This window comes from Kitasatospora sp. MBT66, from assembly GCF_000710405.2.
Lineage (GTDB): Bacteria > Actinomycetota > Actinomycetes > Streptomycetales > Streptomycetaceae > Kitasatospora > Kitasatospora purpeofusca.
In genome coordinates, this window is record NZ_JAIY01000003.1 from 211,426 (window position 1) to 236,520 (window position 25,095).

Consider the following 25,095-nt stretch of genomic DNA (forward strand, 5'->3'; position numbering starts at 1 on the left):
GAGGTCGCGGAGTCGACCGTCGAGGCGGAGGCCGAGCCCGAGGTGGAGGTCGTCGCCGAGGCGCCCGCACCCGCCGAGGTCGAGGTCGAGGCAGTCGTCACCGAGACGGAGGCTGTCGAGCCCGAGACCGTCGAGGCAGTCGTCACCGAGCCCGAGGCCGTCGAGAGCGAGCCCGCCGCCGAGGCCGAGCCGGTTGCCGAGGCACCGGCCGTCGTCGAGGAGCCTGCTGCCGAGACCGAGACCGAGACCGAGACCGAGACCGAGGCCGAGGCCGAGGCCGAGGCCGAGACCGCAGCGGCCGCGCCCCCGGCGAAGCCGGAGTTCACGCCGGGTCGGCCGGTGACCGCCTACTCGGCGGACGAGCTGCTCGCGGTCGTGCGCTGGATCGACGCGGACGGCGTCGGACGGAGTGACGAGGAGCTGCTCCGCGCGGCGATGAAGGAGCTGGGCTTCGCCCGACTCGGCCCGCGCATCAAGGAGGCGCTGGGCGCCGCCGTCACCGCCGCCCGCGCCTGACCCAGATCGCACGGCAGCACCCGCAACACCGCACGGCCCCGGAGGCACGGTCCACGAACCGCGCCCCGGGGCCGTGTCGTCGTTGCCGCCCGTCCCGGTCTACCGGTCCCCGGCGGGCCGGGCCCGGCGCAGCTGCTCCGCCAGGACCGCCGGGGCCTCCACCAGTGACGGCCCGTACCAGGTGAGGTGGCGTCCGCTCACCAGCGCGGCCGGGATGCCCGGGAAGGCTTCCGGGCCGTCCTCGGCGGTGAACCGGTAGGGCTCGTCGGGCAGGACGACCAGGTCGGGGCGCCCGGCGAGCAGCTCCGGCAGGGGGACGGCGGGGTAGCGTTCCGGCCGGGCCGGGTCCTCGGCGTGCGGGAGGGTCAGGCCGAGGCGGCGCAGCAGGTCGCCGGCGAAGGTGTCGTGGCCCAGCACCATCCACGGGCGGCGCCAGATCGGCACGACCGCCCGGCGGGCGGGGCCGGGCAGCGGCCGGACCCCGGCCCAGGCGGCCTCGGCGGCGTCCAGCCAGGCGGGGCGGGGCAGGCCGCAGCCGACGGTGAGCAGCCGATCCAGGGAGTGGAACGCCTGGTCGAGGGTGCGGATGTCGGTGACCCAGACCGGCAGTCCGGCCGCCCGCAGCGCGTCGAGGTCGGGCCTGCGGTTCTCCTCGTCGTTGGCGATCACGAGGTCCGGGGCGAGGGCGGTGATCCGGGCCGGGTCGGGGTTCTTGGTGCCGCCGATCCGGGGGACGGCCAGGTCGGCGGGGTGGCTGCACCAGTCGGTGACTCCGGCCAGCAGTCCGGGCGCGGTGGCGGCCACGGCCTCGGTGAGCGAGGGCACCAGCGACACCACCCGCCGCACCGGCCCGACACCACGACCGGCCCCGGACAGCGGCACGACCAGCCCGAGATCGTCGACCGCCGGACGGCCCGCCGCACCGCCCTCCGGCGCCCCACCCGTGGAAAGGAAACTCACCGCGCAACCCTAACCGCCCTCCAGTGGCCGGGAGGGCAAAGTTCCGGGAACCGGCAGGGCACAGCGGCCGACTACCTGGTCCGGGTTCACAGGACGAACCCGAGCACGACCATTGACCAGGAGAGTTACTGATGCGCCCTCGCGTCTTCTGCGGTATCGCGGCAGCCGTCGCCCTGTTCGCCACGGGCTGTTCCAGCGGCGGTGACGGGAGCGGCGACACCACGAACGGCGGCGGGAGCGCACAGGCGTCCGCCGCCGGCGCGTTTCCGGTGAAGGTGGCGGACTGCGCGGGCAAGGAGACGACGGTCGCCCGGGCACCGCAGCGGATCGTCACCACCGACGCGGCCGGTCTGGAGATGCTGCTGCAGCTCGGGGCCGGGGACCGGGTCATCGGGACGGGCTTCCCGCCCGGGAAGGGCAGTCTGCCGGCGGCCGTGGCCGAGCAGGGCGCCAAGGTGCCGGTGCTCGGTGACACCCTGATCCCCAAGGAGAAGCTGCTGGGTTCCGGCGCGGACCTCTACGTGGACACCTTCGGGCCGATGCCGATGATGGGCGCCGCGGGTGCCGGTCCGACCGAGGAGGAGCTCAAGGCGGTCGGCATGCAGCACGTGCTGCTGCTCTCCACGGCCTGCGCGAGCGGTCCGAAGGCCGCGGCCGGGCCGCGCACCGATCTGACCGGGGTGGCGGAGGACGTGCGCCGGCTGGGCGCGGTCACCGGGACGGCGGCCCGCGCCGAGGAACTGGTCGCCGCGATGGACAAGCAGATCAATGAGGTCAAGAACGCCACCGCGGCCGTACCGGAGGCGCAGCGTCCCGGGTACTTCCTCTTCGACTTCGACGCCGGTACAAAGCAACCGATGGCCGTCTGCGGCAAGCAGATCGCCAACGCGGTGATCACCCTGGCCGGCGCGCGCAACGTGTTCTCCGACTGCGACGCCGACTTCCGGCCCGTCTCCTGGGAGGACGTGGTGGCGAAGAACCCGGACTGGATCCAGCTCGCCGTGCGCAGCCGGGGCAGCGAGGACGCCAACCGCAAGGCCTTCGACGAGGCCGAGGCGTTCCTCAAGGGCTTCCCGGCGACGCAGGGCCTCAAGGCCGTGCAGGAGGGGCACTTCCTGCGGATCGGCTCCGAGGTCACCACGATCGCCGGGATCCGCAACGCCGACACCGTGCGGCAGATCGCCGCGACCGTCCACCCGACGCTCGTCAAGAACGGGCAGTAGGCCGTGGCCCGCGCCGCCACCAGCACGGACGCCACGGAGGCCGTCCCCGACTCCGGTACGGACCCGTACACCGACGCCGACCCGGCCGCCGCCGGCCCCCGGCGCCGGGGGCGGGGCCGGGCGCTGCGCCCCGGCCCGCTCGCCGCGCTGCTCACCGCCGCGCTGCTGGTCGCGCTGACCGCCGCGGTCTCGCTCGGCTCGGTGGACATCCCGCCCGGCGAGGTGTGGTCGGTGGTCGGCCGGCGGCTCACCGGGCAGCACCCGGCGCCCGGCACCCGCGACCTCATCGTCTGGCAGCTGCGCGTCCCGCGCGCGCTGCTGGCGGCGGCGGTCGGGGCCGGGCTCGGCCTGGTCGGCACGGCGGTGCAGGCGCTGGTCCGCAATCCGCTCGCCGACCCGTACCTGCTCGGCATCTCCTCGGGGGCCTCGCTCGGGGCGGTGGGAGTGATCGTGCTCGGCACCGGCATGGGCCTGTCGCTGACCGTCGGCGGGATCGCCGGGCTGACCGTCTCGGTGGCGGCGTTCCTCGGCGCGCTGGCCGCGTTCTCCCTGGTGTGGCTGCTGGCCCGGCGCGGCGGCGGCTTCTCCCCGCTGCGCCTGGTGCTGGCGGGTATCGGCATCGGCCAGTTCCTCACCGGCCTGACCAGCTATCTGGTGCTCCAGACCGGCGACGAGCAGCAGACCAGGGGCGTGCTGTTCTGGCTGATGGGCAGCCTGAGCGGCGCGACCTGGGGGCAGCTCGCCGTCCCCGCCGCCGCCGTGGTCCTGGGGCTGGTGCTGCTCCAGGGCCGCGCCCGGGGGCTGAACGCGATGCTGATGGGCGACGAGACGGCGGCCGGCCTCGGGGTCGACGTGGTCCGGCTGCGCCGTGAGATCTTCGCCGTCACCAGTGTGCTCACCGGGGTGCTGGTCGCCGTCTCCGGTGCGATCGGCTTCGTCGGCCTGATGGTGCCGCACGTGTGCCGGCTGTTGGTCGGGGGCGACCACCGGCGGCTGCTGCCGCTGTCGGCCCTCACCGGCGCCGTCCTGCTGGTCGTCGTGGACCTGATCGCCCGGGTCGCGCTCGACGGCCAGGAGGTGCCGATCGGCGTGGTCACCGCGCTGCTCGGCGCGCCCACCCTGCTCTACCTGCTGGACCGACGACTGGAGCGGAATTGAGAATCGCCGTCGAAGACCTGAGTGTCTCCCTCGCCGGGCGGACCGTGGTGGCCGGTGTCCACCTGGTCGCCAAGGAGGGCGAGATCGCCGGCCTGGTCGGTCCCAACGGCAGCGGCAAGTCCAGTCTGCTGCGCACCGTCTACCGGCATCTGCGGCCGAGTGCCGGGCGGGTGCTGCTGGCCGGGCGGGAGTTGTCGGAGCTGAGTCCGGCGCAGTCGGCCCGGCACATCGGGGCGCTGCCCCAGGAGCGCGGCGGCGACTTCGAGTTGACCGTGCGCGAGGTGGTCGCGATGGGCCGGACGCCGTACAAGCGGGCGTTCGCCAAGGACGACGCCGAGGACCACCGGCTGGTGGCCGAGGCGCTGACCCGGGTCGGCATGGCGCACGCGCCGGACCGGGGGTTCGCCCAGCTCTCCGGCGGGGAGCGGCAACGGGTGCTGCTGGCACGGGCGTTGGCGCAGCAGCCGGACGTCCTGGTGCTGGACGAGCCGACCAACCACCTGGACGTCCGGCACCAGGTGGAGCTTCTGGCGCTGCTGCGGGAGCAGCGCCGGACCACCCTGGTCGCGCTGCACGACCTGAACGCGGCGGCCTCGGTGTGCGACCGGCTGCATGTGCTGCACCGGGGCACGCTGGTCGCCTCCGGGGAACCGCGGGAGGTGCTGACCGCGGAGCTGCTCGCGGAGGTGTTCGGGGTGCGGGCGGCGGTGATCGAACACCCGCTCACGGGGGACCCGTTGATCGCGTTCGACCACCGTGCGCCGGTCGGCGCGCCGGACCCGGGGGTGCCGGGTCCGGTCGCGCCGCCGTCGGGCAGGGGGGCGGGGGGTGCCGCGGGTACGAGGGCAGGCGTGATCGCCCCGCCCCCGGTGGTGCCGGTCACCGAAGTCACCGGAGTCACCGTCCCCGCCGGTCTCCCCGCCCCGGCCTCCGTCGAACGTCAGGAGGTCTCGTAGTGGCTCGGGCGGCCGTTGCGCTCGACCAGCCGGCCGACCTTCGCCGCCTCCGCGCTGCGGATCAGCTCCCACTCGCCGTCCGGGCGGTGCAGCACCGAGGAGTGCCACGGGGTCATCCACATGTCCGTGTGCTCCAGCAGCCGGATGCCGAACTTCAGCACGCCGACCTTCTGCGGGTGGATGGAGAGCCGGAACGAGCGGGGGTGCTGCTCGGCGATCAGGTCGCCCCAGGCGCGGCTGCGCTGGATGACGCCGTAGGCGCGCTGGCGGCAGTCCTTCTGGAGGGCGGACTTGGTGCCGGTCCAGCCGAAGGTGTCCTCGGTGAGGAAGCGGGTGATGCCGCGATAGAGCTTGGCGGTCTCCTCGTCGGTCAGCACCTGCTCGCGCAGCTCCTCCTTGGTGGGAGCGTACTTGGCGTGCACCCGGGCGCGCTTCTCGTCGAAGGGCAGGTCGCCGAGCACGGCCCGCAGGTCGAAGGTGTCGAGGTTGGTCAGGCCCTCGCGCTCGATCAGCGCGGACAGCTCGTCGGAGTACTGGTCGATGTGGTCGTCCGGGACGTGGATGAGGTCGCCGAAGATGTGGCCGTCGGAGCAGATCAGGATCTTGGCACCGGGCTCGTAGATCTTGCCGATGTCCTCGGCGAGCCGGTTGAGGAAGGTGAGCGACAGCCGCTCGCCCTCGTCGGGCAGGTGGCTGAGCACCTTGGCGAGGTTGGGCGACTTGCAGGGGAAGCCGGGCAGGGTGAACAGGATCTGGTCCCCGGCGGTGATGAAGTCCGCCAACTGCTCCAGCTGGAGCGGGAAGTCGGCGGGTATCGCCTCGGCGTCCGGATCGGACGCGCGGCGGTGCGGCAGCAGCAGGTCGAGGATCTCGGCGGAGAGCCGGGCCACGGTCTGCTGGTCCGGGGCGGTGTACGCGGTGCCGGTGCTCTCGTTGCTGTCGGCCTGGGAGTCACTGGTGACGGTGGTGCCGGCGGGCGGCATGGTTGTCCTCCACGGAACGGTGTACGGGCTTCGGGCAGGCGGAGCCACGCCCCGGCGGTGTTCGCCGGGACGCTGCGGTGGTGCGGGGAGACGCGTCGTTGCGTCCTCGGGGGGTCGTCAGTGCCGCCGGTCGTAGGCGACCGGGAGCCGGTTCACCCCGCGGGCGAGGACGGCGGGCACCCAGGCGAGCGAGTCGATCTCCTCGCCGTCGGCGACCGACGGGCGCAGCCCGGGCAGCCGGGTGAGCAGGGTGCCGACGGCGATCTGGAGTTCGGCGCGGGCCAGGGCGGCACCGGGGCAGAAGTGGATGCCGTGGCCGAAGGCCAGATGGGCGTTGGGGGAGCGGTCGAAGTCCAGGACGTCGGTGTCCGGGAACTGCTCCTCGTCGCGGTTGGCGGCGCCGAGCGAGACGATCACCGAGTCCCCGGCCGGCACGGTGGTGCCGTGCAGGTCGCTGTCGGCTCCGAAGAACCGCCAGGTGGTGAGCTCGAACGCGCCGTCGTAGCGGAGGAGTTCCTCGATCGCCCGGGTGAGCAGGCCCGGCTCGGCGACGGGCTCGTCCGGGTCGAGGCTGGCGCGCAGCCGGTCCAGCTGGTCCGGGTGGCGCAGCAGGGTGATCAGCATGGTGGTGATCTGGTTGGTGACCGGCTCCTGGCCGGCGACCAGCAGCTGGAACACCATGGAGGCGAGCTCCTCGGGGCTCAGCTCGCCGGCGTCGCAGGCGGCGACGAGCCGGCCGAGCAGGTCCACGTCGGGCCCGGCGGGGTCGTAGGTGGCGCGCTTGTGGGCGACCACGTCGGCGATGTAGCCCTGGAGGCCGTGCAGTCGGCCCTCGTACGCCGGTCGGCCCGGGTCCTGCGGGCCGACCGGTTGCACGACCTTGCCCCAGTCGCGGTCGAAGCGCACCGCGAGTTCCTGGGGCAGGCCGATCACGGCCGCCAGCACCCGGAACGGGAAGTGGGCCGCGAAGCCCTCGACCAGGTCGGTGCCGCCGGCCGGGGCGGTCGGCGGGAGTTCGTCGATCAGGGCGTCGGCGAGCTCCTGGATGCGCGGGCGCAGCGACTCCACCCGGCGCGGGGCGAAGGCGTCCAGGACGAGCTTGCGCATCGTCGTGTGCTTCGGCGGGTCCTGGTGCAGCAGGTGCACCTGGAGCTGGGAGTGCTGCGGCTCCGGCATGATCGAGGCGAGCTTGCGCCAGTCCTCGTTGCCCAGTGAGTGGTTCTTGCCGAGCCTGGGGTCGTTGAGCGCCGCGTGGGCCGCCTTGTAGCCGGTGACCAGCCAGGCGCCGACGCCGCTCGGGAAGGTCACCCGGTGGACGGGGCCCGCGGCCCGCATCTGCCGGTACAGCGGGTACGGGTCGCTCTTGTACTCCGGTCCGAACAGCGGTACCGGATCGGGAAGTTCGTCGTACCCGAACGGGCAGCGCGGCCCGTCGGGAGTCTCGCCCGCCGCGGTCGGGTCGTGGACGGTGTCGGTCATTGCGGTTGTTCCTCCGGTAAGGATCTGCCGTGCGTAGGGGGAGGTGCGACGATGGGTCACACGCGGCTGCGGATCGTCCGGTCGGTTCCGGTGGTGCTCCCGCTGCCGGTGCTGCCGCCGGCGGCGGCGTCCTTGGTGCGGTTGTTGCGGTGGTGCAGGGTCAGTAGTCCGACGGCGAGGGCGGCGGCGGTGCCGGCCAGGGTGAGCCCGGCCCGGATGCCGGCGACCTCGGTGGTGCCGTAGAGCGTGGCGGCGGTGCCCAGCGCGGGGCCGAGCGCGAAGCCGAGGCTGCGGGCCAGTTGGACGGCCGAGCCGGCGGTGGCGAGCTGGTCGGGCGGGGCGGAGCTCATCACCAGGGCCTGGACCGGGCCGCCGTTGAGTCCCATGCCGACGCCGGCCACCGCGAGCCGCCAGGCGATGTCCAGGGTGGACCAGTCGGTGTCGACCGGGACGAGCAGCAGCAGGCCGAGCGCGGTCACGGCGGCGCCGGTCAGCGCCGTCGGGCGGGCGCCCCAGCGGTCCGCGAGCCGTCCGCCGAAGCGGCCGGCCAGCACCATGCCGAGCGGGAACGCCAGCATGGTGAGCGCGGTGTTGGTGGCGCTCTCGCCGTCGTCGCGGCGCAGGTACTGGGCGAGCAGGTAGTGGTTGGCGGCGAAGCCGGCCGCGAGGGCCAGTACCGAGCCGTTGACGGCGGCGGTGCCGGAGGCGCGCAGCACCCCGGCGACGGGCCGCCCGCCGGGGCGGCGCAGCCAGAACAGCACCAGCGGCACGGAGGGCAGCGTGAGCAGCAGCCAGAGCGGCGCGTCCGGGGCCAGGGTGAGGCCGAGCAGCACGGCGGCGACCGCCGAGCCGATCAGCGCGGCGTCGCCGAGCGAGGCGCGGTCGGGCAGCCGCAGCTGCTTGCCGCCGCGCGGGGCGTCCTTGCGGGCGATCAGCCAGGCGGCCAGGCAGATCGGCAGCTTGACCAGGAAGATCGCCCGCCAGCCGACGTGGTCGAGCAGCAGGCCGCCGACGACCGGGCCGAGGACGGCGCCCAGCGGGCCCAGCGTGGCGGGCACGCTCATCGCGCGGCCGCGCAGCTCGGGGCGGACGGCGGTGGCCGCGAGGACCGGCATCAGGACGAACAGCACGGCACCGAAGGCCCCTTGGGCGAGCCGGGCGGCGATCAGCCAGCTGGCCCAGGGCGCGACGGCGGCCAGCGCGCTGCAGAGCGCGAAGCAGGAGACCGACAGCAGCAGGGCGGCGCGCAGGCCGACCTGGTCCAGCCACCGTCCGGCGGGCAGCAGCAGGGCCACCAGGGGGAGCTGGTAGCCGAGCACGGCCCACTGGGCGGTGGTCCGAGACACGTCGAGGGCGTCCGCGATGTCGGTGAGCGCGAGGTTGACCACGTTCATGTCGAGCATCGCGACGAAGGAGATCAGCCCTGCGGCGAAGACCAGGCTCCACCGGTCCTCCGACCGGACCGGGCTGTCACCCGACGTACTGGTGGCGGGCGACTGGTGCGCTGCCATGGGTCATCCTCCGTTCCCCCGTGCTGTCCGGACACCACCTCGGCGGCGGCGTCCGGTACAGCAGTCGGAGACACCCCGGCTCCAGTTCCGAACAGGTGGGGGATTTTTAAGGCTTGGCCGGATCATGCCCACCGTGGCCGATCCTGCCCGGTGGAAGAGGTCCGTCCTCCTGGCGCGCCGCCGGCCTTCCGGACCCGGTCGCACGAACGCCGGACGGCGGGTGGCGGATCCCGGGATCCACCACCCGCCGTCCGGCGGTCGTCGCACCCGCCCTCAGCAGGCGGCCGCCAGTTCCGCGGCCGCGCCCGGGACCGGCTCGCCGGCCTCGGCGGCCCGCAGGCGGGCGATCAGTTCCTCGCGCGCCCGGGCGACCCGGGAGCGGACGGTGCCGACCGGGCAGCCGGCCACCTCGGCGGCCTCGGCGTAGCTCAGCCCGACCACCTGGGTGAGCACGAAGGCCTCCCGCCGCTGCGCGGGCACCCGGTCCAGCAGGTCGTCGAGCGCCACGCCGTCCTCGAAGCCCGCGGCGGGGGTGGTGCCCTGCCGTTCCGCGGCCTCCTGCCAGTCGGGCAGCGCCGCGCAGCGCGGACGGGCGGCGGCGGTGCGGTAGCGGTCGATGACGGTCCGGCGGGCGATCGACAGCAGCCAGGTGCGGGCCGAGGAGCGTCCGGCGAACCCGGGCAGGCTGCGCAGTGCGCGCAGGAAGGTCTCCTGGGCGAGGTCGTCGGCGGACTGCACGTCGGTGAGGTGGGCGACGAACCGCCACACGTCCCGCTGGGTGGCCCGGACGAAGGCCTCGACGTCGGCGGACCGCCCCTCGCGGGCGGCCAGGGCGAGGGCGGTCAGCTGCTCGTCATCCACGGCGGCCTCCCACCCGGACGGTCCCACCTGGGAGAAGGTGCGGGACGATGGTCATATGAGATGCGAGCAACTCCGTACCGCTCTGTCCGCCCGCCTCGACGGTGAGCCGGCCGGTGTGCCGGACCGTCGACTGGACAAGCACGTCGCGCGCTGCGCGGTCTGCCGGGACTGGCTGGAGCGGGCGGAGCGGCTGCGCGGACCGCTGCTCGCGGACCGGACCGGCGGCGACCCGTCGGCGGAGTGGACGGCGGGGCTCCTCACCCGCCTCGGCGTGGAGCCGGCGGGTGCCGGGGAGCCCGAGGGCGAGGTCGCCGACCCGGCGGCGGACGCGGTCGCCGACGAGCAGGAGGGCCGCCCCGGGCAGGGGGACGGCGGGCGGACGCGGTAGGACGGTGGCGCCGGTTCGGACCGGTGCGCCGTCGAAGTGAGACATGGAGGAGTCCCGAGGGGAGAACGGGGGTGCGGTCCCGCTGCGGGCGGAACCGTCGGCATCGGTGGGCGGCCGCGCGTCCGGAGCCCCGGCCGGCGGAACGGCAGGACGGTCGGCGCACACGGGCCCGGGCCCCGGTCGCGCGGGCGGCGTCCGTCGGTACCGGCGGCGCGCCGTCCCCTGGGTCGCCCGGCCGTCGGCGTCCTCCGCCGCCGTCGGTGGCCGTCGGTCCCGTTCCCGGTCCCGGTACCCGGCGAAGGGCGCGGGGCGGGGCGGTGCGGTACGACGGCACGGCGGTGCGGTGGTTCGCGGTCGGTCGGTGTCGTCCGGGACGGGCGGCGGTACCCGGCGGCGCGGCTGCGGCGCGGGGCGACCTGCCCACCGCGCGGGGGACACCGGTGGTGTCCGGGAGGCGGAGGGCGCGTCAGCGGGCGAACGCGGCGCGGGGCGGCCCACGCCTCACCAGGGCGTGCGAGAGCAGCACCAGCCGCGGCAGCCGGGTCCGACGGCCGACGGGTCTCGGCGCTCCCGGTGGCCGGTAGCCGGCGGGTCGGCCGAACAGGGCCAGCAGCGGCGTCAGCAGTGCCCCGGCCAGTACCGTGCCCAGCGCGCCGAGCAGGTCGAACAGCCGCACCAGCGCCGTCTCGCCGCGCCACAGCAGCAGCGCGCACGCGAGCGCGGCGAGCACGTGGGCGGCGATCATGCCGGTGGACATGCCGTGCGCGGCCATGTCGTGACCGACCGCGCCGTGGCCGCCCGTACCCTGACCGGTCATGTTCTGGCTGGTCAGGCCCGTGCCCGACCCCGACGGGAGACCCGACGTCGACGCCGCGCCGTGCGCGTGGTGCGCGGCGGTCGCGGCCTCGACCCCGGCCGGCGGGACGTCCGGGTCGAGCCCGGCCATCACGGCCAGGTCGTCCGGCGTCAGCCCGGTGGGTGTCGAGTCCGGATTGCACAGCAGCAGCGAGGCCCAGTCCGTCGGCGGAGCAAGGCTCGCGCCGCCACCGGAGAACAGCGAGCCCGCCTGTTCGAAGGTCAGGTGCAGGGCGGTCTGCGCCGCCACCATCCAGAGGCTGATCACCGTGAGCCCGCGTCGCCGGCCGGCCAGCAGCCAGGTGAGGCCGAGGGTGAGACCGAACGCGCCGGCGAGGACGGGGGCCGAAACCCCGGAACCGGACATGGAGACGTGCGCCGTGGCGGCCAGCGCCACGCAGAGCGCGGCGAAGACCACGGCGCGCAGCGAGCGGATCCGGTCGGTCATCACGATGACACTCATCGTCGCACCCGCCTCCGCCGACCAGTACCGCACCCTCCGCTATTGGCCGGTTCCACCCCTGTGACGGCACGTCCGGGCACCTCGGGAGGGCCCCGGGGAGGCAGGCCGTTCGGGCACCGACGCCTCCGGGGCCGCTGGGGAGGGTGGTGCGGGAGGGTTGTCGCGCGGTGGCCGGATCCCGACGGTGCGGGACGGGGCGGAGCGCCGACCGGCGCCCGACTGGTCCCGGAAGATGCTATTCATGCCGTCATATCGGTTTGACAGCTTCGTTCCGATACGTACTGAATGTGACCTTGCACACACGGGACCGACAGGGACAGGAGGCCCGGGATGGGCACCACCGCATCCGATGCCGGCGCGACCACGACCAGCGGCGCGGCGGCCGGAGCGGCCGCGGACGGCCGGCCCGGGACGGACGCCCGGGCCGGGGCCGCGGACAGCGGCCCGGGGTCCGCCGTCGACCGGCCCGAGGGCGTCGACCTCGCGGATCCGGCCTTCTGGCGGCTGCCCGCCCCGGCCCGCGCCGCCGCCTTCGCCGAACTGCGCCGCCTCCCCGTCCCCGCCCGCTTCGGCGCCGGCCAGGGCCGGGGCGGCCGCGACCAGGGCTTCCATGCCCTGGTCCGGTACGCCGACGTGGTCGAGGCCAGCCGCACCCCCGGCGTCTTCCTCAGCGGACCGGGCGTCACCACCCCCGAACCCGCCCGCTGGGTCCGCCTCCTGTTCGGCGACTCGATGGTGAACCTGGACGACCCCCGGCACGCCCAGCTGCGCCGGATCGTCTCCCGCGCCTTCACCCCGCGCCTGCTCTCCCGGGTGGAGGAGGACATCCGCCGGGTCGCCACCGAACTCGTCGACCGGGTCGAGCACGAGCGTCCCCGGGACTTCGTCAACGCGGTGGCCGCCGAACTCCCCTTCCGGGTGATCTGCGACATGATGGGCATTCCGGCCGAAATCCGCCGCGCCATCCTCGACCAGGTCAACCACGCCTCCGAGCACACCGGCGTCGCGCGCCCGCTGCGCGAACGCCTCCGGACGCCCGGCCGCGGACTGCGGGCGCTGGCCCGGATGCAGGGCATGGTCGCCGCCCTCGGCCGGGAGCGCCGCCGCCGCCCCGCCGACGACCTGATCTCCGCCCTGGTCACCGCCGACGTCGACGGCCGCCGCCTCACCGGCCGCGAACTCGGCGCCTTCTTCTCCCTCCTGCTCGTCGCCGGTGTCGAGACCACCCGCAACGCCCTCGCGCACGGCCTCCACCTGCTCACCGTCCACCCCGGCCAGCGCGCCCTGCTGCTCGGCGACCTCGACCGGCACCTCGGCGGCGCGGTCGACGAGATCGTCCGCCACTCCACGCCGATCATCCAGTTCCGCCGCACCCTGGCCGTCGACCACCGGCTCGGCGGACCGGACGGGCCGCTGCTGCGGGCGGGCGAGAAGGTGGTGCTCTACTACGGCTCCGCCAACCACGACGAGACCGTGTTCGCCGACCCCGAGGCCTTCGACATCACCCGCACCCCCAATCCCCACCTCGGCTTCGGCGGGGGCGGGCCGCACTACTGCCTCGGCGCGCACCTCGCCCGGCAGGAGATGAAGGTGCTCTACCGGGAGCTGTTCACCCGGCTCCCGGAGGCCCGGTCGGTCGGCGAACCGGAACTCGCGCCCTCCAGCTTCGACCACCGGGTCCGTGCGCTCCGGTTCACCTTCTGACCCGCCGGGCTCCCGCCGACCGCCCTCCGCCGGCCCACGTCGGAAGGTGGTGGCCGTCACTGCGGGCCGCCCGGCCCGCCGAGCAGAATGCCGATATGACCGACCGTTCGCTCCCCGCCCCGGCCTCCACACCGGCCCCCGCCCCGACCCCCGCCGCTGCCGACCCGCTGCCGTCCGGCGTCGACGGGCCCACCGCCGACGCCTGGACCGCGCTCGGCGGACCGGCCGCGCTGCTGGACCGGGTCTCCTTCCACGGACCGGACGCGGTGCTGCCCTCCCGGCTGCCCGTGCGGCGGCTGGCCCGGGCCACCGTCGCCGCCTGCTCGCTGGCCGCCGCCGAACTCGCCGCGCAGCGCTCCGGCGGCCCGGTGCCCGAGGTCCGGATCGACCAGGGCGCGGTCGCCACGGCCTTCGTCAGCGAACGCCACCTGCGGATCGACGGCCGCGCCCCGGTCAGCTTCGCGCCGCTGTCGGGCTTTTGGCAGACCGCCGACGGCTGGCTGCGCACCCACGCCAACTACCCCCACCACCGGGACCGGCTGCTCACCGCCCTCGGCCTGCCCGCCGACACCGGGCCCGAACGGCTCGCCGCCGCACTGCGCGAGCAGCCGGCCGCCGCCGTTCAGGAGCGCGCGTACACGGCGGGGGCGCTCGCCGTCGCGGTCGCCCCGCCCCGGGAGCTGGTCCTGCCGCTGGTCGAGCGCCGGACCGTCGACGCGGCCGCGCCCCGCCCGCTGGCCCCCGCCGAGCTGCCCGCCGCCGGGATCCGCGTCCTCGACCTCACCCGGGTGATCGCCGGACCGGTCGCCACCCGCACCCTCGCCCTGCTCGGCGCCGACGTGCTGCGGGTCGACCCGCCGCGGATGCCCGAGGCCGAGGACGCCCATGCCGACACCGGCTTCGGCAAGCGCTCCACCCGCCTCGACCTCGCCGTTCCGACCGACCGGGCCGTCTTCGAGGAGCTGCTCGCCACCGCCGACGTCCTCGTCAGCGCCTACCGCCCCGGCGCCCTGGACGCGTACGGCCTGGCCGCCGACGAACTGCTCGCCCGCCGGCCGGGCCTGGTGGCCGTCGAACTGAACGCCTGGGGCTGGACCGGCCCGTGGAGTGGACGCCGCGGCTTCGACAGCCTGGTCCAGGCGGGCTGCGGCATCGCCGCCGTCGAGGCCGGAGCCGACGGCCGCCCCGGTGTGCTGCCCGCCCAGGCCCTCGACCACGGTACCGGCTACCTGATCGCCGCCGGGGTCCTGCGCGCCCTCACCGAGCAGCGCACCGGCCGCCCGGGGAGCCGCCATCTGCGCTACTCCCTGGCCGGCACCGCCTCCTGGCTGCTGCAGGGCATCGCCCCCACCGCCGACCCGCACGTCCTGCCGAACGACGAGCCCTACGACCCCGCCCGGTGGATCACCGACACCGACTCGCCGGACTACGGCCGGCTCCGCCACGCCCGCCCGCCCCTCGGCTACGCGGGCACCCCGACGAACTGGTCCCGCCCGCCGGGGCGCTGGGGCAAGGACGCGGCGGTCTGGCGCTGACCCGGTCGGCCGTCGACCCGGAGGGATCAGCCCGGCCCGGGGGTGAACAGCTCCAGGCCCGGGCCCTCCAGGGCGAGGGCGGTGAGGCCGTGATCGGTGCCGGACGTGTGCTCCTCACCAGGACTCCAGCGGACCCCGTCGCCGGCCGTGACCGGGACCCGGTGCCCGTCCGGCCCCGCGACCCAGCCCTCGCCCGCGATCACCAGGAAGAGCTGGTCCACCGGTGCCGGATGGGTGCCGATGGTCCCGCCGGCTTCGACGGCCAGACAGGTCACATGGACGCTCCCCGCGCCGGCGGCGACGCGGGTGGCGGTGGCACCCGTACTGTCGAAGCGGTCGACGACCTTCTCCGCACGGTCGAAGCGGAACAGCTCCAAGAGGGACTCCTCGCAAGATTCGGAAAACATCCGATCCTACGACCACATCCCCGGACTCCCTCGGCCGTCCGCTGTCCCGCTGTCAGACGCCGGACGGGATCTGCTTCGCCGAGCTGCGCACCTGGAGGGCCGTCACGATCTCGACCAGACCCAGGAACAGCAGCCAGCACCCGGCCAGCACCGTCAGCGCCTTGATCGAGCCGACCGGCCAGACCATCAGCAGCACACCGGCCAGCGTGTTCGCGGCGCCGGCGAAGGCCTGCCAGCCGCGGGCCGGCATCGTCTCGTCCGAGATCGCGGCGACCAGCTGCGTGATGCCGCGGAACAGCCAGCCGATGCCGATCCAGATCGCCAGCAGCAGCAGCGACTGCACCGCGCTGCGGAAGCACAGCAGACCGAGCAGCACGCAGATGGCCCCGCTGATGAACGCCAGCACCCGCATCGCGGTGCTGGCGTGGGTACCGAACGCGGCGACCAGCTGGACGATGCCGATGACCAGCAGGTAGAGGCCGAACAGCACGCCGACCACCATCAGCGTCTGCTTGGGCCAGACGAACACGACGATCCCGAGCGCGAGCGAGACCAGCCCGGCGAGCAGCAGCACCTGCCAGGCGGCCTTGGCGAGCATCCCTAGCGGACCCCGGACCGGGGAACCGTCGGGAGTGATGATCGGGGAGACCACGGGGCATCCTCCTGGAGTGCGGGCGGCGGACGGCGTTCCCCACGATCACCGCCCACGGCGCGACCTGCCCGCCGGGTGCGTCCGTTCGGGGGACCGGGCGGATTTCCCCCGGGGTTTCCCGAACGTCACCTCACCCTCACTAACCGTCGATAAGATCCGTCGATATGACTTCTGAAGGGTGGGGGACCCCTCCGGTCGAGCCGATCGGTCAGCACTACATCGTCTGCGGCGGCAACGCGCTCGCCCACCGCCTGGTCCTCGAACTCGTCGAGCACTACGAAGTACCGGTCGTCGTCCTCGTCCCGGACCGCACCCGCGACCACGCACCCCGGATCGAGCAGCTGGACGGCGTCGCCGCCGTCGTCGAGTACACCAGCGTCACCGAGGAAGCACTGCGCGCCGTCCGGGTCGAGACCGCGCGCGGCATCGCCCTCGTCGACGGCAGCGACCAGGAGAACATCCACGCCGCGCTGTCCGCCCAGGGGCACAACCCCGGGATCCGCATCGTGCTGCGGATGTTCAACCAGCGGCTCGGCTCCAACATCGAGCGGCTGCTGAGGAACGGCACCGCGCTCTCCGGCTCCGCCACCGCCGCCCCGGCCTTCGCCGACGCCGCCCTGTCCCGGCCCAACTCCGTCCAGGTCGGCGACCGCTTCCTGCACATCGCCTACGACGACGACATAGCCGCCGACCGGATCTGCGTGGTCGCCGACCGCATCGACCGCCAGGACCTCGGCCGGATCCGCCTGCTGCCCGACCAGGAGGGCGACTCCGCCTCCTTCGTCCGCCTGGCCGGCGAATTCGGCGACGGCGGCCCGATCCGCTCCGCGACCGAGGCCCGCCGCGCCACCGAAGCCGCCCCCGCCTCCGCCCCCGACGAACCGTCCCCCGCCACCGGGGGTGTCGCGGCGCTCCAGACCCTGCCCAGCGAACCCGCGGTCCGGATCCCCTGGTGGCGGCGGCTGCGCTGGCGCCTCCTCGACACCCTGCGCTTCTTCACCAGCGCCCGCCTCCGGGTGGTGCTGATCACCGCCCTGGCCGCCGTGCTGTTCGCCTTCGGCCTGCTCTGGTACCTCAACGGGGACTTCGCCTGGTCCCTCTACGCCTCCCTGCTCGACCTCGCCGGCGCCGCCCAGCCGGACCAGCCCGGCACGGGCGACGGCAGCGGCACCGGCGGCACCTGGCAGCGGATCGCCCAGGTGGTGATCACCTTCTGCGGCATCACCTTCGCACCGGTCGCCACCGCCATCATGGTCGAGGTGCTCGCCTCGGGCCGCCGCGGCCAGCACCGCAGCCCCGGCGCGGGCACCCGCGACCACGTCGTCGTGGTCGGCCTCGGCAACGTCGGCACCCGGGTGGTCGCCCAGCTCCACGGGTTGGGCGTTCCGGTGGTCGGCCTGGAGAGCGACCCCCAGGCCCGCGGCATCTCCGCCGTCCGCGCCCTCGGCGTCCCGGTCGTCGTCGACGACGGTCCCCTCGCCGAGCAGTTGCGCCGCGCCCGCCTCAAGCACAGCCGCGCGGTCGTCGCCGTCAGCGGCGACGACGCCACCAACCTGGAGGCGGCGCTGGAGGCCCGCGCCGTCCGGCCCGACGTCCGCGTGGTGCTGCGCCTCTTCGACGACTCCTTCGCCAGCCACGTCTACGCCACCCTGGACAACGTCGTCTCGCGCTCCACCTCGTACCTTGCGGCCCCCGCCTTCGCCGCCGCCCTGATGGGCCGCGAGGTGCTGGGCACCCTCTCGGTCTTCCGCCACGTCCTGCTGATCGCCGAACTCCCCGCCGAACTCGGCACCGGCCTGATCGGCCTCAACCGCCACGACCTGGAGGACACCGGCGGCGTGCGGGTACTCGCCGTCCGCATGGCCCGCAACCCGAAGCTCTACCACTGGAACTACGCCGACCGCACCCGCACCCTCGAACCGGGCGACAGCATCGTCGTGGCCGCCACCCGCAGCGGCCTCGCCCGCCTCAACACGACTCTGGTGGAGAACACCTGAGCCACGGGAAGTCGGCCACGCCGACTTCCCGTACTCGGGGAGCACCGCCCTCCCAACACGCGTCGGCCGTCGTGTGCCCGAAGGGCCGGCGACAGGGTCCCGGAGCGCGTCCAGAACCCGCACTGTGGTTCGAAGGCCCCGTTTCGCCCGTCCGCCCGACCGCTCCACCGCCTGTGCGAAACGACCCACTCGCCTCCCGCTGTCGTCCAGATCAGAACAGCAGCCGTGGCGATCGTCGGTGACCGCCAGGGGATGCCATGGGCCGGTGGGCCAGGTCGGGAGGCCTCAGCGACCAGGCAGCCGGTAGTTCGCATCGGAGGGCCTGGCCGCGCCACAGGCGTGCCCGACGGGGTGGTATCGGCATTTCCCTCCACGCGCCGCACTTGACGGTCTAGCATCGTGGCTTGCGCGTGCAGGTCTTGATGGTTCCTGTCCAGGGTCTGTCAGCGGCCCGCCGAGCCCCGGACACCGTGACGGCCCCGAGGATGTACCGATGGCGACAAGAGTCCAGACGGGCTGCCAAAATTGCTCGAAGTGCACCGGCTCAGTGGTTGGCAACATGGGTCGTGCTGCGGGTCGCGCGGGAGCGGCGACCATGACCTTTGGCATATCGGAACTGATGGCGCGTAAGTGCCGGGCCTGCGGCCATATGCAGATGCTCCACGAGTCCGCAGCACCTGTCGTGCAGCATAATGTTCAGGTGAGCGCCCAGCCGTATCCGGTCCAGCCGCCGCAGTACCCATACCAGCCTCAGCCGCACCCCGGACCGCAACCTCAGTATGTTCAGCCGGTCCCGCCACCGCCGCACCCTGGTCCCTCGCCGTATCCGGTCCCGCCCCAGCACTTGGCGCCCCCGCAATATCCGCCGGCGCCGACGGGGCAGAGGCCCGCGGACCGCGCTGCTCGGCTCCGGGAGCTCAAGGACCTCCGGGACCAGGACCTCATCACCGAGGAAGAGTTTCAGGCTCAACGGCAAGAGATCATCCGTAGCGTCTGATCCGGTGGTGATGCTCAGCCTGGTCCTCGGAGGAAGTCCTCCCGGGCTGGCCAAGATGTGAAGTCAATTCACTTCTGCCTGTGGGTAGTTGTCCAGGCGAATTGACAGTAAGTACGGTCCAATTAGCTCGGCTTCTCCCAGAGAGCGTGGCGGAGCCAGTCGAGGGATTCGGCTACCAGAACGGCGTCGGCGAGATCCTTGGCGGTCTTCGTGATCAGTCTTCCGTAGCGTTGTCGATCCAGCGCTGGGCGTTCGCGTAGCCCTGGGCCAGGTACTCGACACCCTGGATGGGCACCCCAACTTGTCGGCGTCGCGGGCGCAGACGGCCTCGGGTGATCCCTGTCCTCGCACTCGGCGATGAGATTCCGCACGGTCGATGCCCAAGGACTCCGGCAAGCCGGCCACTTGGTCCGCAGTGACCGCCTCCGGATCGGCGTCGGACGAGTACTTCTTCCCGACGTAGTTGATGTCACCGGTCCGGGTCTCCGCGTCTCCGCGACATCGTGCCAGGTGGCGAGGAACGCTGCTCGTGCGGGATCGGCTCCTTCGAGCCTGGCGACGATCGACGCGAGCAGCGAGGTCCGCCAGGAGTGTTCGGCCACCGACTCGGGATCCCGGACTCCTGCCATCCACCAGCCCGTGCGCTTGGTGTGCTTGAGGGTCCCAAGCCCCGTTGTCCGCCCGCCGGATCGCCAGCACCCGCCCGTCCGCCCGCACCACCACCCCGGCGACGGACACCGAGTGCAGTGGCGACGGCACCGTGACGTCCGCCTCACCTGCCACGGAGACGGACTGCTGCGCCTGGCTGTCGTTCATTGTCCCGGCCGCCCTTCCGAAAAGGGCGGCCGGGAAACGATCAAGCTGCGGTCTGGGGCTCGCACTGCTCCCGTACCTCCGAGCGTTCCAACTCGCCGATCACCTCGCCGGATCCGGTCTACTCGCCAGATCAGTTTGTTGTCGCCGAGGAGCCGAACCGTCACGGTCGCGCGATCCTCGACTTGAGAGGCGAATCAGCTGGGCTTCTCCCCGAGGGCGTGGCGGAGCCAGTCGAGGGAGTCGGTTGCCAGGATGGCGTCGGCGAGATCCTTGGCGGTCTTCGTGGTCAGTCGCCCGTAGCTGTTGTCGATCCAGCGTTGGGCGTTCGCGTAGCCCTGGGCCAGGTACTCGACGCCCTGGATCAGGCACTCCAGCTTGTCGGCATCCCGGGCGCAGATCGCCTCGGGCGACTCCTTGCCTTCGTGCTCGGCGATGAGGTCCCGCACCGTAGATGCGAGGACTTCGGGCATGCCGGCGATTTGGTCGGCCGTGACCGCCTTCGGGTCGGCGCTGGTCGCGTACTTCTTCCCGACGTAGTTGACGTCGCCGGTCCTCGTCTCGGCGACGTCGTGCCAGGTGGCGAGGAAGGCCGCCCGTGCGGGATCCGCCCCTTCGAGCCTGGCGATGATCGAGGCGAGCAGCGAGGTCCGCCACGAGTGTTCGGCGACCGACTCGGGATCGCGGACGCCGGCCATCCACCAGCCCGTGCGCTTGGTGTGCTTGAGCGTCCCGGCCTCGAACAGGAACCGCGCCACCGAGGACAGATCATCGGACACCCTCGGACTCCTCTCGGTGAAATGGGTCGTGCCGGTCCGCACGCTGCTACCTGAGTGTGCGGAGCATGACGGCGAAGCGGGGTGAGTCCGGGAAGGGCTGCCTGAAGCCGACCGGGGTGTAGCCCCAGGATTCGTAGAGCTGCTGCACCTTGGGGTGGTCGGGGTCGACGAGGAGCACGGCGAGGTCCTCGGGCCGGTTGTCGATCAACGCGGACTGGAGCTGCTCCGAGATTCCCGCCCTTCGCCAGGCCGGACGGACCATCAGCTCGGAGAACCCGAAGGTGGCACACCGCTGAGGGGGGACGGCGATGTGTTCGCGCCACCACTCCCGGCCGGCGGCCAGTGGTGCCCCGTAGGCGCAGCCGACCGGTTCGTCGCCGTTGTAGGCGACGACGCAGGCGAAGCCCGTCAAGCTCGTCCAGTGATCGACGAACCAGGGGAAGCGTTGCACGAATTCGTCCGTGACCAACTCGGCCGCGTAGGCGTCCGCGTGGACGTCGAGCAGCACCTGGCGGAAGCCCTCGGGCAGTGCGTCCTGCTGGTAGTGACGTAGCTCGATCACCTTCGGCTCCATTCGGTGGTCCCGGCATCGGTCGCCCCGCTCTCTCGCTCGCCGACGTTCGAATACCTGACTGCTGTCCGGCATCCCCGGGCCCGTTGACGAGTTCCCGGTTACGCGATCGGACGGAACATGGAGTCGTAGCGGGGCGAGTCGGGATAGGGCTGCATGGAGCCCATCCAGGTGTAGCCCCAGCGCTCGTACAGTGCCCGCACCTTCGGGTGTTCCTCTTCTACCAGTAGGTGCGACCGGGCTTCGGTCCGTTGGGACAGCAGCGCCTCGTGCAGCGTGTGCGCGACACCGGTTCCACGCCAGCTTGCACGGACCATGACCTCGCACAGTGCGAAGGTGCGGTCGTCGGTCTCTTCCAGTAGTTCGATCGGCGCCGGGCTGATCAGACCGTTCCATCGGTAGGCCGCGGTGCGGGCGAAGCCGTAGGCGTATCCGACGGCGTGGCCGTCGATCTCTCCGAGAGCGCATCCCCAGCGCGGCCCGCGAGCATGAGCCCGAAGGCGTTCCGCGAACCGCTCGACCGAGAAGAACGGGTCAATTGTGGCCTCCTCCGCATAGACCTCGGCATAGACGTCGACGAGCTGCTGTTCGATGAGGGAGAGACCTTTGGCAGTGTGATAACTGATGGTCGGGGTGATGGCCACGGCGCTGCTCCTCATGTGACGGTGACGTCGTAGCGTTCCACGAAGGCTGTCGTCACCAGTAGGCCGACGCCGGCCACCTTTGCCCGAACCCGGCCGAGGCGTGGCCAATCACCTCACCGGCTCCGAACTGCTTGTCAGGTCGAGAATCATCACGTCGTGGCGGGCCGCGCCCTCCCACGGGACGGCCGATCCCACCCGCTGGTAGCCCCACGAGAGGTAGGCGGCCTGGGCGGCTACGGCCTCCGGGCGGGTGTTCAGCATCACCCGTGCTTGGTCGAGGCCGTCGACGAGAACGCGGTGCATGCGGGTGGCGGCGCCCAGGCGCCGCCACCCGGGCCGGACCGCCAGTTCGAACAGGCCGAAGGTTCGGTGTCCGTCCTCGTGACGAAGCTCGTCCGGCACGGCATCGGTCAGGGTGTTCCACCAGCGGGTATTCGCCGAGAGCGGGTAGCCGTAGGCCATTCCGATGACATCCTCGCCGTCGAACGCGATCGCCGCCCGGAACCCACGCCGTCGTACCTGCGATCGGAATCGCCGGAAGGCCCGCTCCACATCCGCTGGCCCCTCACCGTAAGGAGGCTCTACGAACGCTTCGGCGAAGACCGCCTTCAGCTGTGTCTCCAGTTGGGCAGTCTGCTCGCCACCGAGGAGCCGAACCGTCATAGTCATGCGATCCTCCGCCTCTGCGCCGAAACTCCGAGCTCGTTCGTTGACTGCTCCGGCCGTAGCGCGGGAAGTCGGGGGGTCCGACTTCCCGCGCTACCGAAAATCTCCCGTGGCCTCTCAGTCCGCACGACACCGATCCAGCAGCGCGGTGAGGAATAGGCAGGCTACGGCTTCTGAAGCTCACTACCGGCTACCCCAGGTAGACCTTCTGCCATTCGAGGGAAGACATGCTGAGCGCCGACTCGGCGAGTTGCCGGGCCGACTCCGTCTTGAGGCGGGCGAGGCTGCTGTCGATCCACGGTTGGACGTTCTGGTAGCCCTGCTCGCGGTATTCGACCGCTTGGATCAGGCATTCGAGCTTGTCGGCATCGTGGGCAACAACCACCTCCAGGCTCTCTCCGTTCTCGTACTCCTCGACGACTGCCCGGATCCCTGCCGCGACGGCGGGATGAGCGGCGCTGACCTGGTCGGCCGTGACCTCCTCGTTGGACGCGGCGGTGACGTACCGCCGCCCGATGTGCGGAATATCGCCGACGCGCGTCTCCTGCGTGTCGTGGAAGAGGCAGAGCAGCGCGACCTTCGCCGGGTCGGCGCCCTCCATCATCGCGAGCACCGCGCTGACGACACCAGTACGGAAGGAGTGTTCGGCAATCGTCTCGGGGTCCTTCACACCGGCGATCCACCAGCCCGACCGCTTCGCCCGCTTCGGCATCCCCGCCTCGAAGAGGTACCCCGTCGTGCCCTTCAGCCCTTGGTCGTCCGCCATGACCGCCCTCTCTCAAACGCTGTAGCCGCCTGCTCGGAGACCGTATCTACAGGTCGGTCTACTGGACGGCTCGGTCGAGCCGTGCGGCATGTATGTGTCCCTACCCACCCAGCAGGCGTCGGCCGTCGTGCACGCGTACGGCCGGCGCCAGGTCACTTCGGAGCGCGTCCAGGACGCGCACGGCGTACACCTCGGCCATCCGCTCGGACACTTCCTCCGGCGTGAGCCAGTCGACGGCGGTTGACTCGGCGGAGAGCTGTTCGCTTCCGCTTTCCGGGACGCAGCGGAAGACCAGGGCGACGATTCCGCGGCTCACGTTCTTGTAGACACCGGCCAGCCGCTCGACAGCGACCTTGATCCCGGTCTCCTCGAACACCTCGCGCCGTACACCGTCCTCGAAGCCCTCCGCCACCTCAAGGACTCCACCCGGCGGCTCCCAAGTCCCGTTGTCCGCCCGCCGGATCGCCAGCACCCGCCCGTCCTGCCGGACCACCACCCCGGCGACGGAAACCGAGTGGAGTGGCGTTGACTGAGGCTTCCCGGCGCTGTTACTCATGTGCAGGAGAATAGGAGCCTTGAAGGACTATGGCGAATGATGACGTGGCCTCGTCGGCCACAGCGAAGTACTTGCAGATCGCGGCTGACCTCACCGCGCAGATCGCATCGGGTGCTCTGGCTCCTGGCGCGACTCTGCCCAGCGAGGCCGAACTCATGCAGCGGTACGGAGTTGCATCCGGAACCGTGCGCAAGGCCATCGCCGAACTCCGTACGGCTCAGCTGATCGAGACGCACCATGGACGCGGCTCGTTCGTCCGTTCCCGTCCGCCGGTCCAGCGGAAGTCTGCGGATCGGTTCCGTCGTTCCCACAGGAAGGCGGGTAAGGCCGCATACCTTGCGGAGGCAGAGACCTCGGGTGGCGTTCCGTCCGTGACCGTGTTGTTCGTCGGCCCCACGTCGGTGCCTCAGGAGATCGCCTCGCGCCTCGGCCTTCCCGTCGGTACGCAGGTTCTGGCACGCAAGCGTCGGTACTTTCGGGATGGTGTTCCGACCGAGGAGGCCACGTCCTACCTGCCCTGGGATGTGGTCAAGGACATCCCGGAGATCTTTGCGGAGAATCCCGGCGGCGGTGGAATTTATGCGCGACTTGAGGAGCATGGACACACGCTTGCTGAGTTCACCGAGACTGTCCGGGCCAGGCTCGCAACCAAGTCCGAAGCCAAGGCGCTTGCTCTGAGCCCTGGCGCGCCGGTGCTCCATCTCGTTCGCGATGCCGTGGGCGAGAACGGTCGAGTGCTGGAGGTGTGCGACACGGTCATGGCCGCCGACCAGTTCGTCCTGGACTACCGCTTCTCTGCCGATGACTGACTGACAATCAGTTTAGTCAACCCATCGCGAGGCTCCGGCTCGCGATGGGTTGACTCATGTATAGGAGTCGGGCACTCTTCTGCCATGCACTCTTGTACATGAGTGCATGGCAGCACCTCATCTAGAGGAGATGGCCGTACAGGCCAACACCTTGGAGCTCCCATGCAGAAGTTCCTGATGGAGACTCATGCGCCGACTGGCGCCGCACCGAACTTTGTCCCGTCGGAGGCCGAGATCTTGTTGCCCTACCGGCCGGAGTCGGCGGGTCGTGCTCGTCGCTTCGTTCGGGACACACTGGCTGAGTGGGGGCTGGGCCGGTTGATCGATTCCGGTGTGCTGATTACCAGTGAGCTGGTGACCAATGCCGCTAAGACCGGGTGCAGACAGCAGATGACGGTGTCCGTTCGGCATGTCTCGCAGGGCGCGGTGCGTATCGCGGTGCGCGACGGCTCGTGCATTCTGCCGGTGCTGATCCGCGCTTCCGTCGACGAGGAGTGCCACCGGGGACTGGCCCTGGTGGATCGCCTCACCCGCGGCCGGTGGGGTGCAACCGTCGAACCGGCCGGGAAGGTCGTTCACGCCGATCTGACGATCGCGCGGTGAGCGGGCAGCCGCCGGACGACGACTTCGATTCCGACGACTTCTCTCGGCTCCTCAATCCCGTCCGGGTCTGGGTCGCGTACGGGGTCTCGCTGGCGGCGGCCTTCCATGTTCTCGTCGCGGCCCTGGTGTTGATCAGCCGTTCCCACTGACTCCGCCTGTGCCGCCGCATCGGCGGCACAGGCGGGGAATCGAATGCGCCTTCCTCAACTCGAAAGGAGTCCTGCTGTGTTCATCGCCGACCCG

The 25,095-nt window shown here is 72.2% G+C and carries 26 protein-coding genes and 2 pseudogenes; 12 read left to right on the plus strand and 16 right to left on the minus strand.

The window, feature by feature from the left end:
- Window positions 1–516: hypothetical protein (locus tag BI06_RS49160; protein WP_043464817.1), on the plus strand; the 516-nt coding region annotated here is incomplete at its 5' end.
- Between the two features lie 99 nt (window positions 517–615).
- Here the strand turns inward: BI06_RS49160 and BI06_RS02895 are convergent.
- Window positions 616–1,392: a helical backbone metal receptor gene (locus BI06_RS02895; protein WP_233290036.1), complete on the minus strand. Its 777-nt coding sequence runs from the start codon at window positions 1,390–1,392 to the stop codon at window positions 616–618.
- A 215-nt stretch (window positions 1,393–1,607) separates the two neighbouring features.
- On the opposite strand from BI06_RS02895, the gene BI06_RS02900 reads away from it, so the two are divergent.
- The 3 genes from BI06_RS02900 to BI06_RS02910 all read left to right on the plus strand — a co-directional run bounded on the left by BI06_RS02900 (window position 1,608) and on the right by BI06_RS02910 (window position 4,813).
- Window positions 1,608–2,699: an ABC transporter substrate-binding protein gene (locus BI06_RS02900; RefSeq protein WP_043464822.1), complete on the plus strand. Its 1,092-nt coding sequence runs from the start codon at window positions 1,608–1,610 to the stop codon at window positions 2,697–2,699.
- 123 nt (window positions 2,700–2,822) lie between these two features.
- Entirely contained in the window at window positions 2,823–3,857 is a 1,035-nt protein-coding gene (locus BI06_RS02905; protein WP_037778995.1) for an iron ABC transporter permease, read from the plus strand.
- A complete protein-coding gene (locus tag BI06_RS02910; RefSeq protein ID WP_078879640.1) occupies window positions 3,854–4,813 on the plus strand; it encodes an ABC transporter ATP-binding protein in 960 nt (319 codons plus the stop codon). The genes BI06_RS02905 and BI06_RS02910 overlap by 4 nt, the downstream gene beginning before the upstream one ends.
- Here the strand turns inward: BI06_RS02910 and BI06_RS02915 are convergent.
- The 4 genes from BI06_RS02915 to BI06_RS02930 form a co-directional block, all read right to left on the minus strand.
- Window positions 4,798–5,796: an L-tyrosine/L-tryptophan isonitrile synthase family protein gene (locus BI06_RS02915; protein WP_078879641.1), complete on the minus strand. Its 999-nt coding sequence runs from the start codon at window positions 5,794–5,796 to the stop codon at window positions 4,798–4,800. The genes BI06_RS02910 and BI06_RS02915 overlap by 16 nt on opposite strands.
- 117 nt (window positions 5,797–5,913) lie before the next feature.
- Window positions 5,914–7,275, minus strand: coding sequence for a cytochrome P450 (locus BI06_RS02920; protein WP_078879642.1), 1,362 nt, complete (start codon window positions 7,273–7,275; stop codon window positions 5,914–5,916).
- Window positions 7,276–7,331: 56 nt separating this feature from the next.
- Complete coding sequence (locus BI06_RS02925) at window positions 7,332–8,786, minus strand: MFS transporter (protein WP_051740159.1); 1,455 nt, start codon at window positions 8,784–8,786, stop codon at window positions 7,332–7,334.
- A gap of 273 nt (window positions 8,787–9,059) precedes the next feature.
- Window positions 9,060–9,647 (minus strand): sigma-70 family RNA polymerase sigma factor, encoded by a 588-nt coding sequence (locus BI06_RS02930; protein WP_051740160.1) that lies wholly within the window; start codon window positions 9,645–9,647, stop codon window positions 9,060–9,062.
- A 55-nt stretch (window positions 9,648–9,702) separates the two neighbouring features.
- Here BI06_RS02930 and BI06_RS02935 point away from each other — a divergent pair, with 55 nt between their 5' ends.
- A complete protein-coding gene (locus BI06_RS02935; protein ID WP_051740161.1) occupies window positions 9,703–10,035 on the plus strand; it encodes a zf-HC2 domain-containing protein in 333 nt (110 codons plus the stop codon).
- Window positions 10,036–10,501: 466 nt separating this feature from the next.
- On the opposite strand, the gene BI06_RS02940 is transcribed toward BI06_RS02935, so the two are convergent.
- Window positions 10,502–11,353: a hypothetical protein gene (locus BI06_RS02940; RefSeq protein ID WP_043464830.1), complete on the minus strand. Its 852-nt coding sequence runs from the start codon at window positions 11,351–11,353 to the stop codon at window positions 10,502–10,504.
- 330 nt (window positions 11,354–11,683) lie between these two features.
- Between BI06_RS02940 and BI06_RS02945 the strand changes: the two genes are divergently transcribed.
- A complete protein-coding gene (locus BI06_RS02945; protein WP_082558227.1) occupies window positions 11,684–13,057 on the plus strand; it encodes a cytochrome P450 in 1,374 nt (457 codons plus the stop codon).
- Window positions 13,058–13,152: 95 nt separating this feature from the next.
- A complete protein-coding gene (locus tag BI06_RS02950) occupies window positions 13,153–14,592 on the plus strand; it encodes a CoA transferase (RefSeq protein ID WP_082558228.1) in 1,440 nt (479 codons plus the stop codon).
- A gap of 26 nt (window positions 14,593–14,618) precedes the next feature.
- On the opposite strand, the gene BI06_RS02955 is transcribed toward BI06_RS02950, so the two are convergent.
- On the minus strand, window positions 14,619–14,969 hold the full coding sequence (locus BI06_RS02955; RefSeq protein WP_043464835.1) for a cupin domain-containing protein: 351 nt from the start codon (window positions 14,967–14,969) through the stop codon (window positions 14,619–14,621).
- Window positions 14,970–15,051: 82 nt separating this feature from the next.
- A complete protein-coding gene (locus tag BI06_RS02960; protein ID WP_233289985.1) occupies window positions 15,052–15,651 on the minus strand; it encodes an HdeD family acid-resistance protein in 600 nt (199 codons plus the stop codon).
- A 164-nt stretch (window positions 15,652–15,815) separates the two neighbouring features.
- On the opposite strand from BI06_RS02960, the gene BI06_RS02965 reads away from it, so the two are divergent.
- Window positions 15,816–17,648 (plus strand): NAD-binding protein, encoded by a 1,833-nt coding sequence (locus tag BI06_RS02965; RefSeq protein ID WP_043464837.1) that lies wholly within the window; start codon window positions 15,816–15,818, stop codon window positions 17,646–17,648.
- A gap of 655 nt (window positions 17,649–18,303) precedes the next feature.
- The gene (locus BI06_RS55380) at window positions 18,304–18,645 is read left to right on the plus strand and encodes an SHOCT domain-containing protein (protein WP_369826054.1); all 342 of its coding nucleotides are present in this window, start codon (window positions 18,304–18,306) and stop codon (window positions 18,643–18,645) included.
- A 122-nt stretch (window positions 18,646–18,767) separates the two neighbouring features.
- Here the strand turns inward: BI06_RS55380 and BI06_RS45850 are convergent.
- The 8 genes and pseudogenes from BI06_RS45850 to BI06_RS02995 form a co-directional block, all read right to left on the minus strand.
- Window positions 18,768–19,310: pseudogene (locus BI06_RS45850) on the minus strand (HD family hydrolase); the annotation flags it as partial.
- Window positions 19,306–19,383: pseudogene (locus BI06_RS53125) on the minus strand (NUDIX hydrolase); the annotation flags it as partial. The pseudogenes BI06_RS53125 and BI06_RS45850, both read right to left, overlap by 5 nt.
- Before the next feature lie 272 nt (window positions 19,384–19,655).
- The gene (locus BI06_RS02970) at window positions 19,656–20,237 is read right to left on the minus strand and encodes an HD family hydrolase (protein WP_043464839.1); all 582 of its coding nucleotides are present in this window, start codon (window positions 20,235–20,237) and stop codon (window positions 19,656–19,658) included.
- A 46-nt stretch (window positions 20,238–20,283) separates the two neighbouring features.
- Window positions 20,284–20,811 (minus strand): GNAT family N-acetyltransferase, encoded by a 528-nt coding sequence (locus BI06_RS02975; RefSeq protein ID WP_043464841.1) that lies wholly within the window; start codon window positions 20,809–20,811, stop codon window positions 20,284–20,286.
- A gap of 98 nt (window positions 20,812–20,909) precedes the next feature.
- The gene (locus BI06_RS02980; protein ID WP_055731103.1) at window positions 20,910–21,452 is read right to left on the minus strand and encodes a GNAT family N-acetyltransferase; all 543 of its coding nucleotides are present in this window, start codon (window positions 21,450–21,452) and stop codon (window positions 20,910–20,912) included.
- 108 nt (window positions 21,453–21,560) lie between these two features.
- The gene (locus tag BI06_RS02985; protein ID WP_043464843.1) at window positions 21,561–22,121 is read right to left on the minus strand and encodes a GNAT family N-acetyltransferase; all 561 of its coding nucleotides are present in this window, start codon (window positions 22,119–22,121) and stop codon (window positions 21,561–21,563) included.
- A gap of 187 nt (window positions 22,122–22,308) precedes the next feature.
- Window positions 22,309–22,884 carry an HD family hydrolase gene (locus BI06_RS02990; RefSeq protein WP_043464845.1) on the minus strand — a complete coding sequence of 192 codons (576 nt, stop codon included), beginning with the start codon at window positions 22,882–22,884 and terminating at the stop codon, window positions 22,309–22,311.
- A 100-nt stretch (window positions 22,885–22,984) separates the two neighbouring features.
- Window positions 22,985–23,452 carry an NUDIX domain-containing protein gene (locus tag BI06_RS02995; RefSeq protein WP_082558230.1) on the minus strand — a complete coding sequence of 156 codons (468 nt, stop codon included), beginning with the start codon at window positions 23,450–23,452 and terminating at the stop codon, window positions 22,985–22,987.
- Window positions 23,453–23,469: 17 nt separating this feature from the next.
- Between BI06_RS02995 and BI06_RS03000 the strand changes: the two genes are divergently transcribed.
- The 3 genes from BI06_RS03000 (at window position 23,470) to BI06_RS50235 (ending at window position 25,001) form a co-directional block, all read left to right on the plus strand.
- Window positions 23,470–24,249 carry a GntR family transcriptional regulator gene (locus tag BI06_RS03000; RefSeq protein WP_043464851.1) on the plus strand — a complete coding sequence of 260 codons (780 nt, stop codon included), beginning with the start codon at window positions 23,470–23,472 and terminating at the stop codon, window positions 24,247–24,249.
- Window positions 24,250–24,411: 162 nt separating this feature from the next.
- A complete protein-coding gene (locus BI06_RS03005; protein ID WP_051740163.1) occupies window positions 24,412–24,852 on the plus strand; it encodes an ATP-binding protein in 441 nt (146 codons plus the stop codon).
- Complete coding sequence (locus BI06_RS50235) at window positions 24,849–25,001, plus strand: hypothetical protein (RefSeq protein WP_158516372.1); 153 nt, start codon at window positions 24,849–24,851, stop codon at window positions 24,999–25,001. The genes BI06_RS03005 and BI06_RS50235 overlap by 4 nt, the downstream gene beginning before the upstream one ends.
- The last annotated feature ends 94 nt before the right edge of the window (window positions 25,002–25,095 follow it).

Bases quoted from the DNA above. Each gene is read 5' to 3' on its own strand.
- BI06_RS02900 (WP_043464822.1), top strand. From the start codon at position 1,608: ATGCGCCCTCGCGTCTTCTGCGGTATCGCGGCAGCCGTCGCCCTGTTC.
- BI06_RS02915 (WP_078879641.1), bottom strand. From the start codon at position 5,796: ATGCCGCCCGCCGGCACCACCGTCACCAGTGACTCCCAGGCCGACAGC.
- BI06_RS02920 (WP_078879642.1), bottom strand. From the start codon at position 7,275: ATGACCGACACCGTCCACGACCCGACCGCGGCGGGCGAGACTCCCGAC.
- BI06_RS02925 (WP_051740159.1), bottom strand. From the start codon at position 8,786: ATGGCAGCGCACCAGTCGCCCGCCACCAGTACGTCGGGTGACAGCCCG.
- BI06_RS02935 (WP_051740161.1), top strand. From the start codon at position 9,703: ATGAGATGCGAGCAACTCCGTACCGCTCTGTCCGCCCGCCTCGACGGT.
- BI06_RS02940 (WP_043464830.1), bottom strand. From the start codon at position 11,353: ATGAGTGTCATCGTGATGACCGACCGGATCCGCTCGCTGCGCGCCGTG.
- BI06_RS02945 (WP_082558227.1), top strand. From the start codon at position 11,684: ATGGGCACCACCGCATCCGATGCCGGCGCGACCACGACCAGCGGCGCG.
- BI06_RS02950 (WP_082558228.1), top strand. From the start codon at position 13,153: ATGACCGACCGTTCGCTCCCCGCCCCGGCCTCCACACCGGCCCCCGCC.
- BI06_RS02965 (WP_043464837.1), top strand. From the start codon at position 15,816: ATGACTTCTGAAGGGTGGGGGACCCCTCCGGTCGAGCCGATCGGTCAG.
- BI06_RS55380 (WP_369826054.1), top strand. From the start codon at position 18,304: ATGCTCCACGAGTCCGCAGCACCTGTCGTGCAGCATAATGTTCAGGTG.
- BI06_RS02975 (WP_043464841.1), bottom strand. From the start codon at position 20,811: ATGGAGCCGAAGGTGATCGAGCTACGTCACTACCAGCAGGACGCACTG.
- BI06_RS02985 (WP_043464843.1), bottom strand. From the start codon at position 22,121: ATGACTATGACGGTTCGGCTCCTCGGTGGCGAGCAGACTGCCCAACTG.
- BI06_RS02990 (WP_043464845.1), bottom strand. From the start codon at position 22,884: ATGGCGGACGACCAAGGGCTGAAGGGCACGACGGGGTACCTCTTCGAG.
- BI06_RS03000 (WP_043464851.1), top strand. From the start codon at position 23,470: ATGGCGAATGATGACGTGGCCTCGTCGGCCACAGCGAAGTACTTGCAG.
- BI06_RS03005 (WP_051740163.1), top strand. From the start codon at position 24,412: ATGCAGAAGTTCCTGATGGAGACTCATGCGCCGACTGGCGCCGCACCG.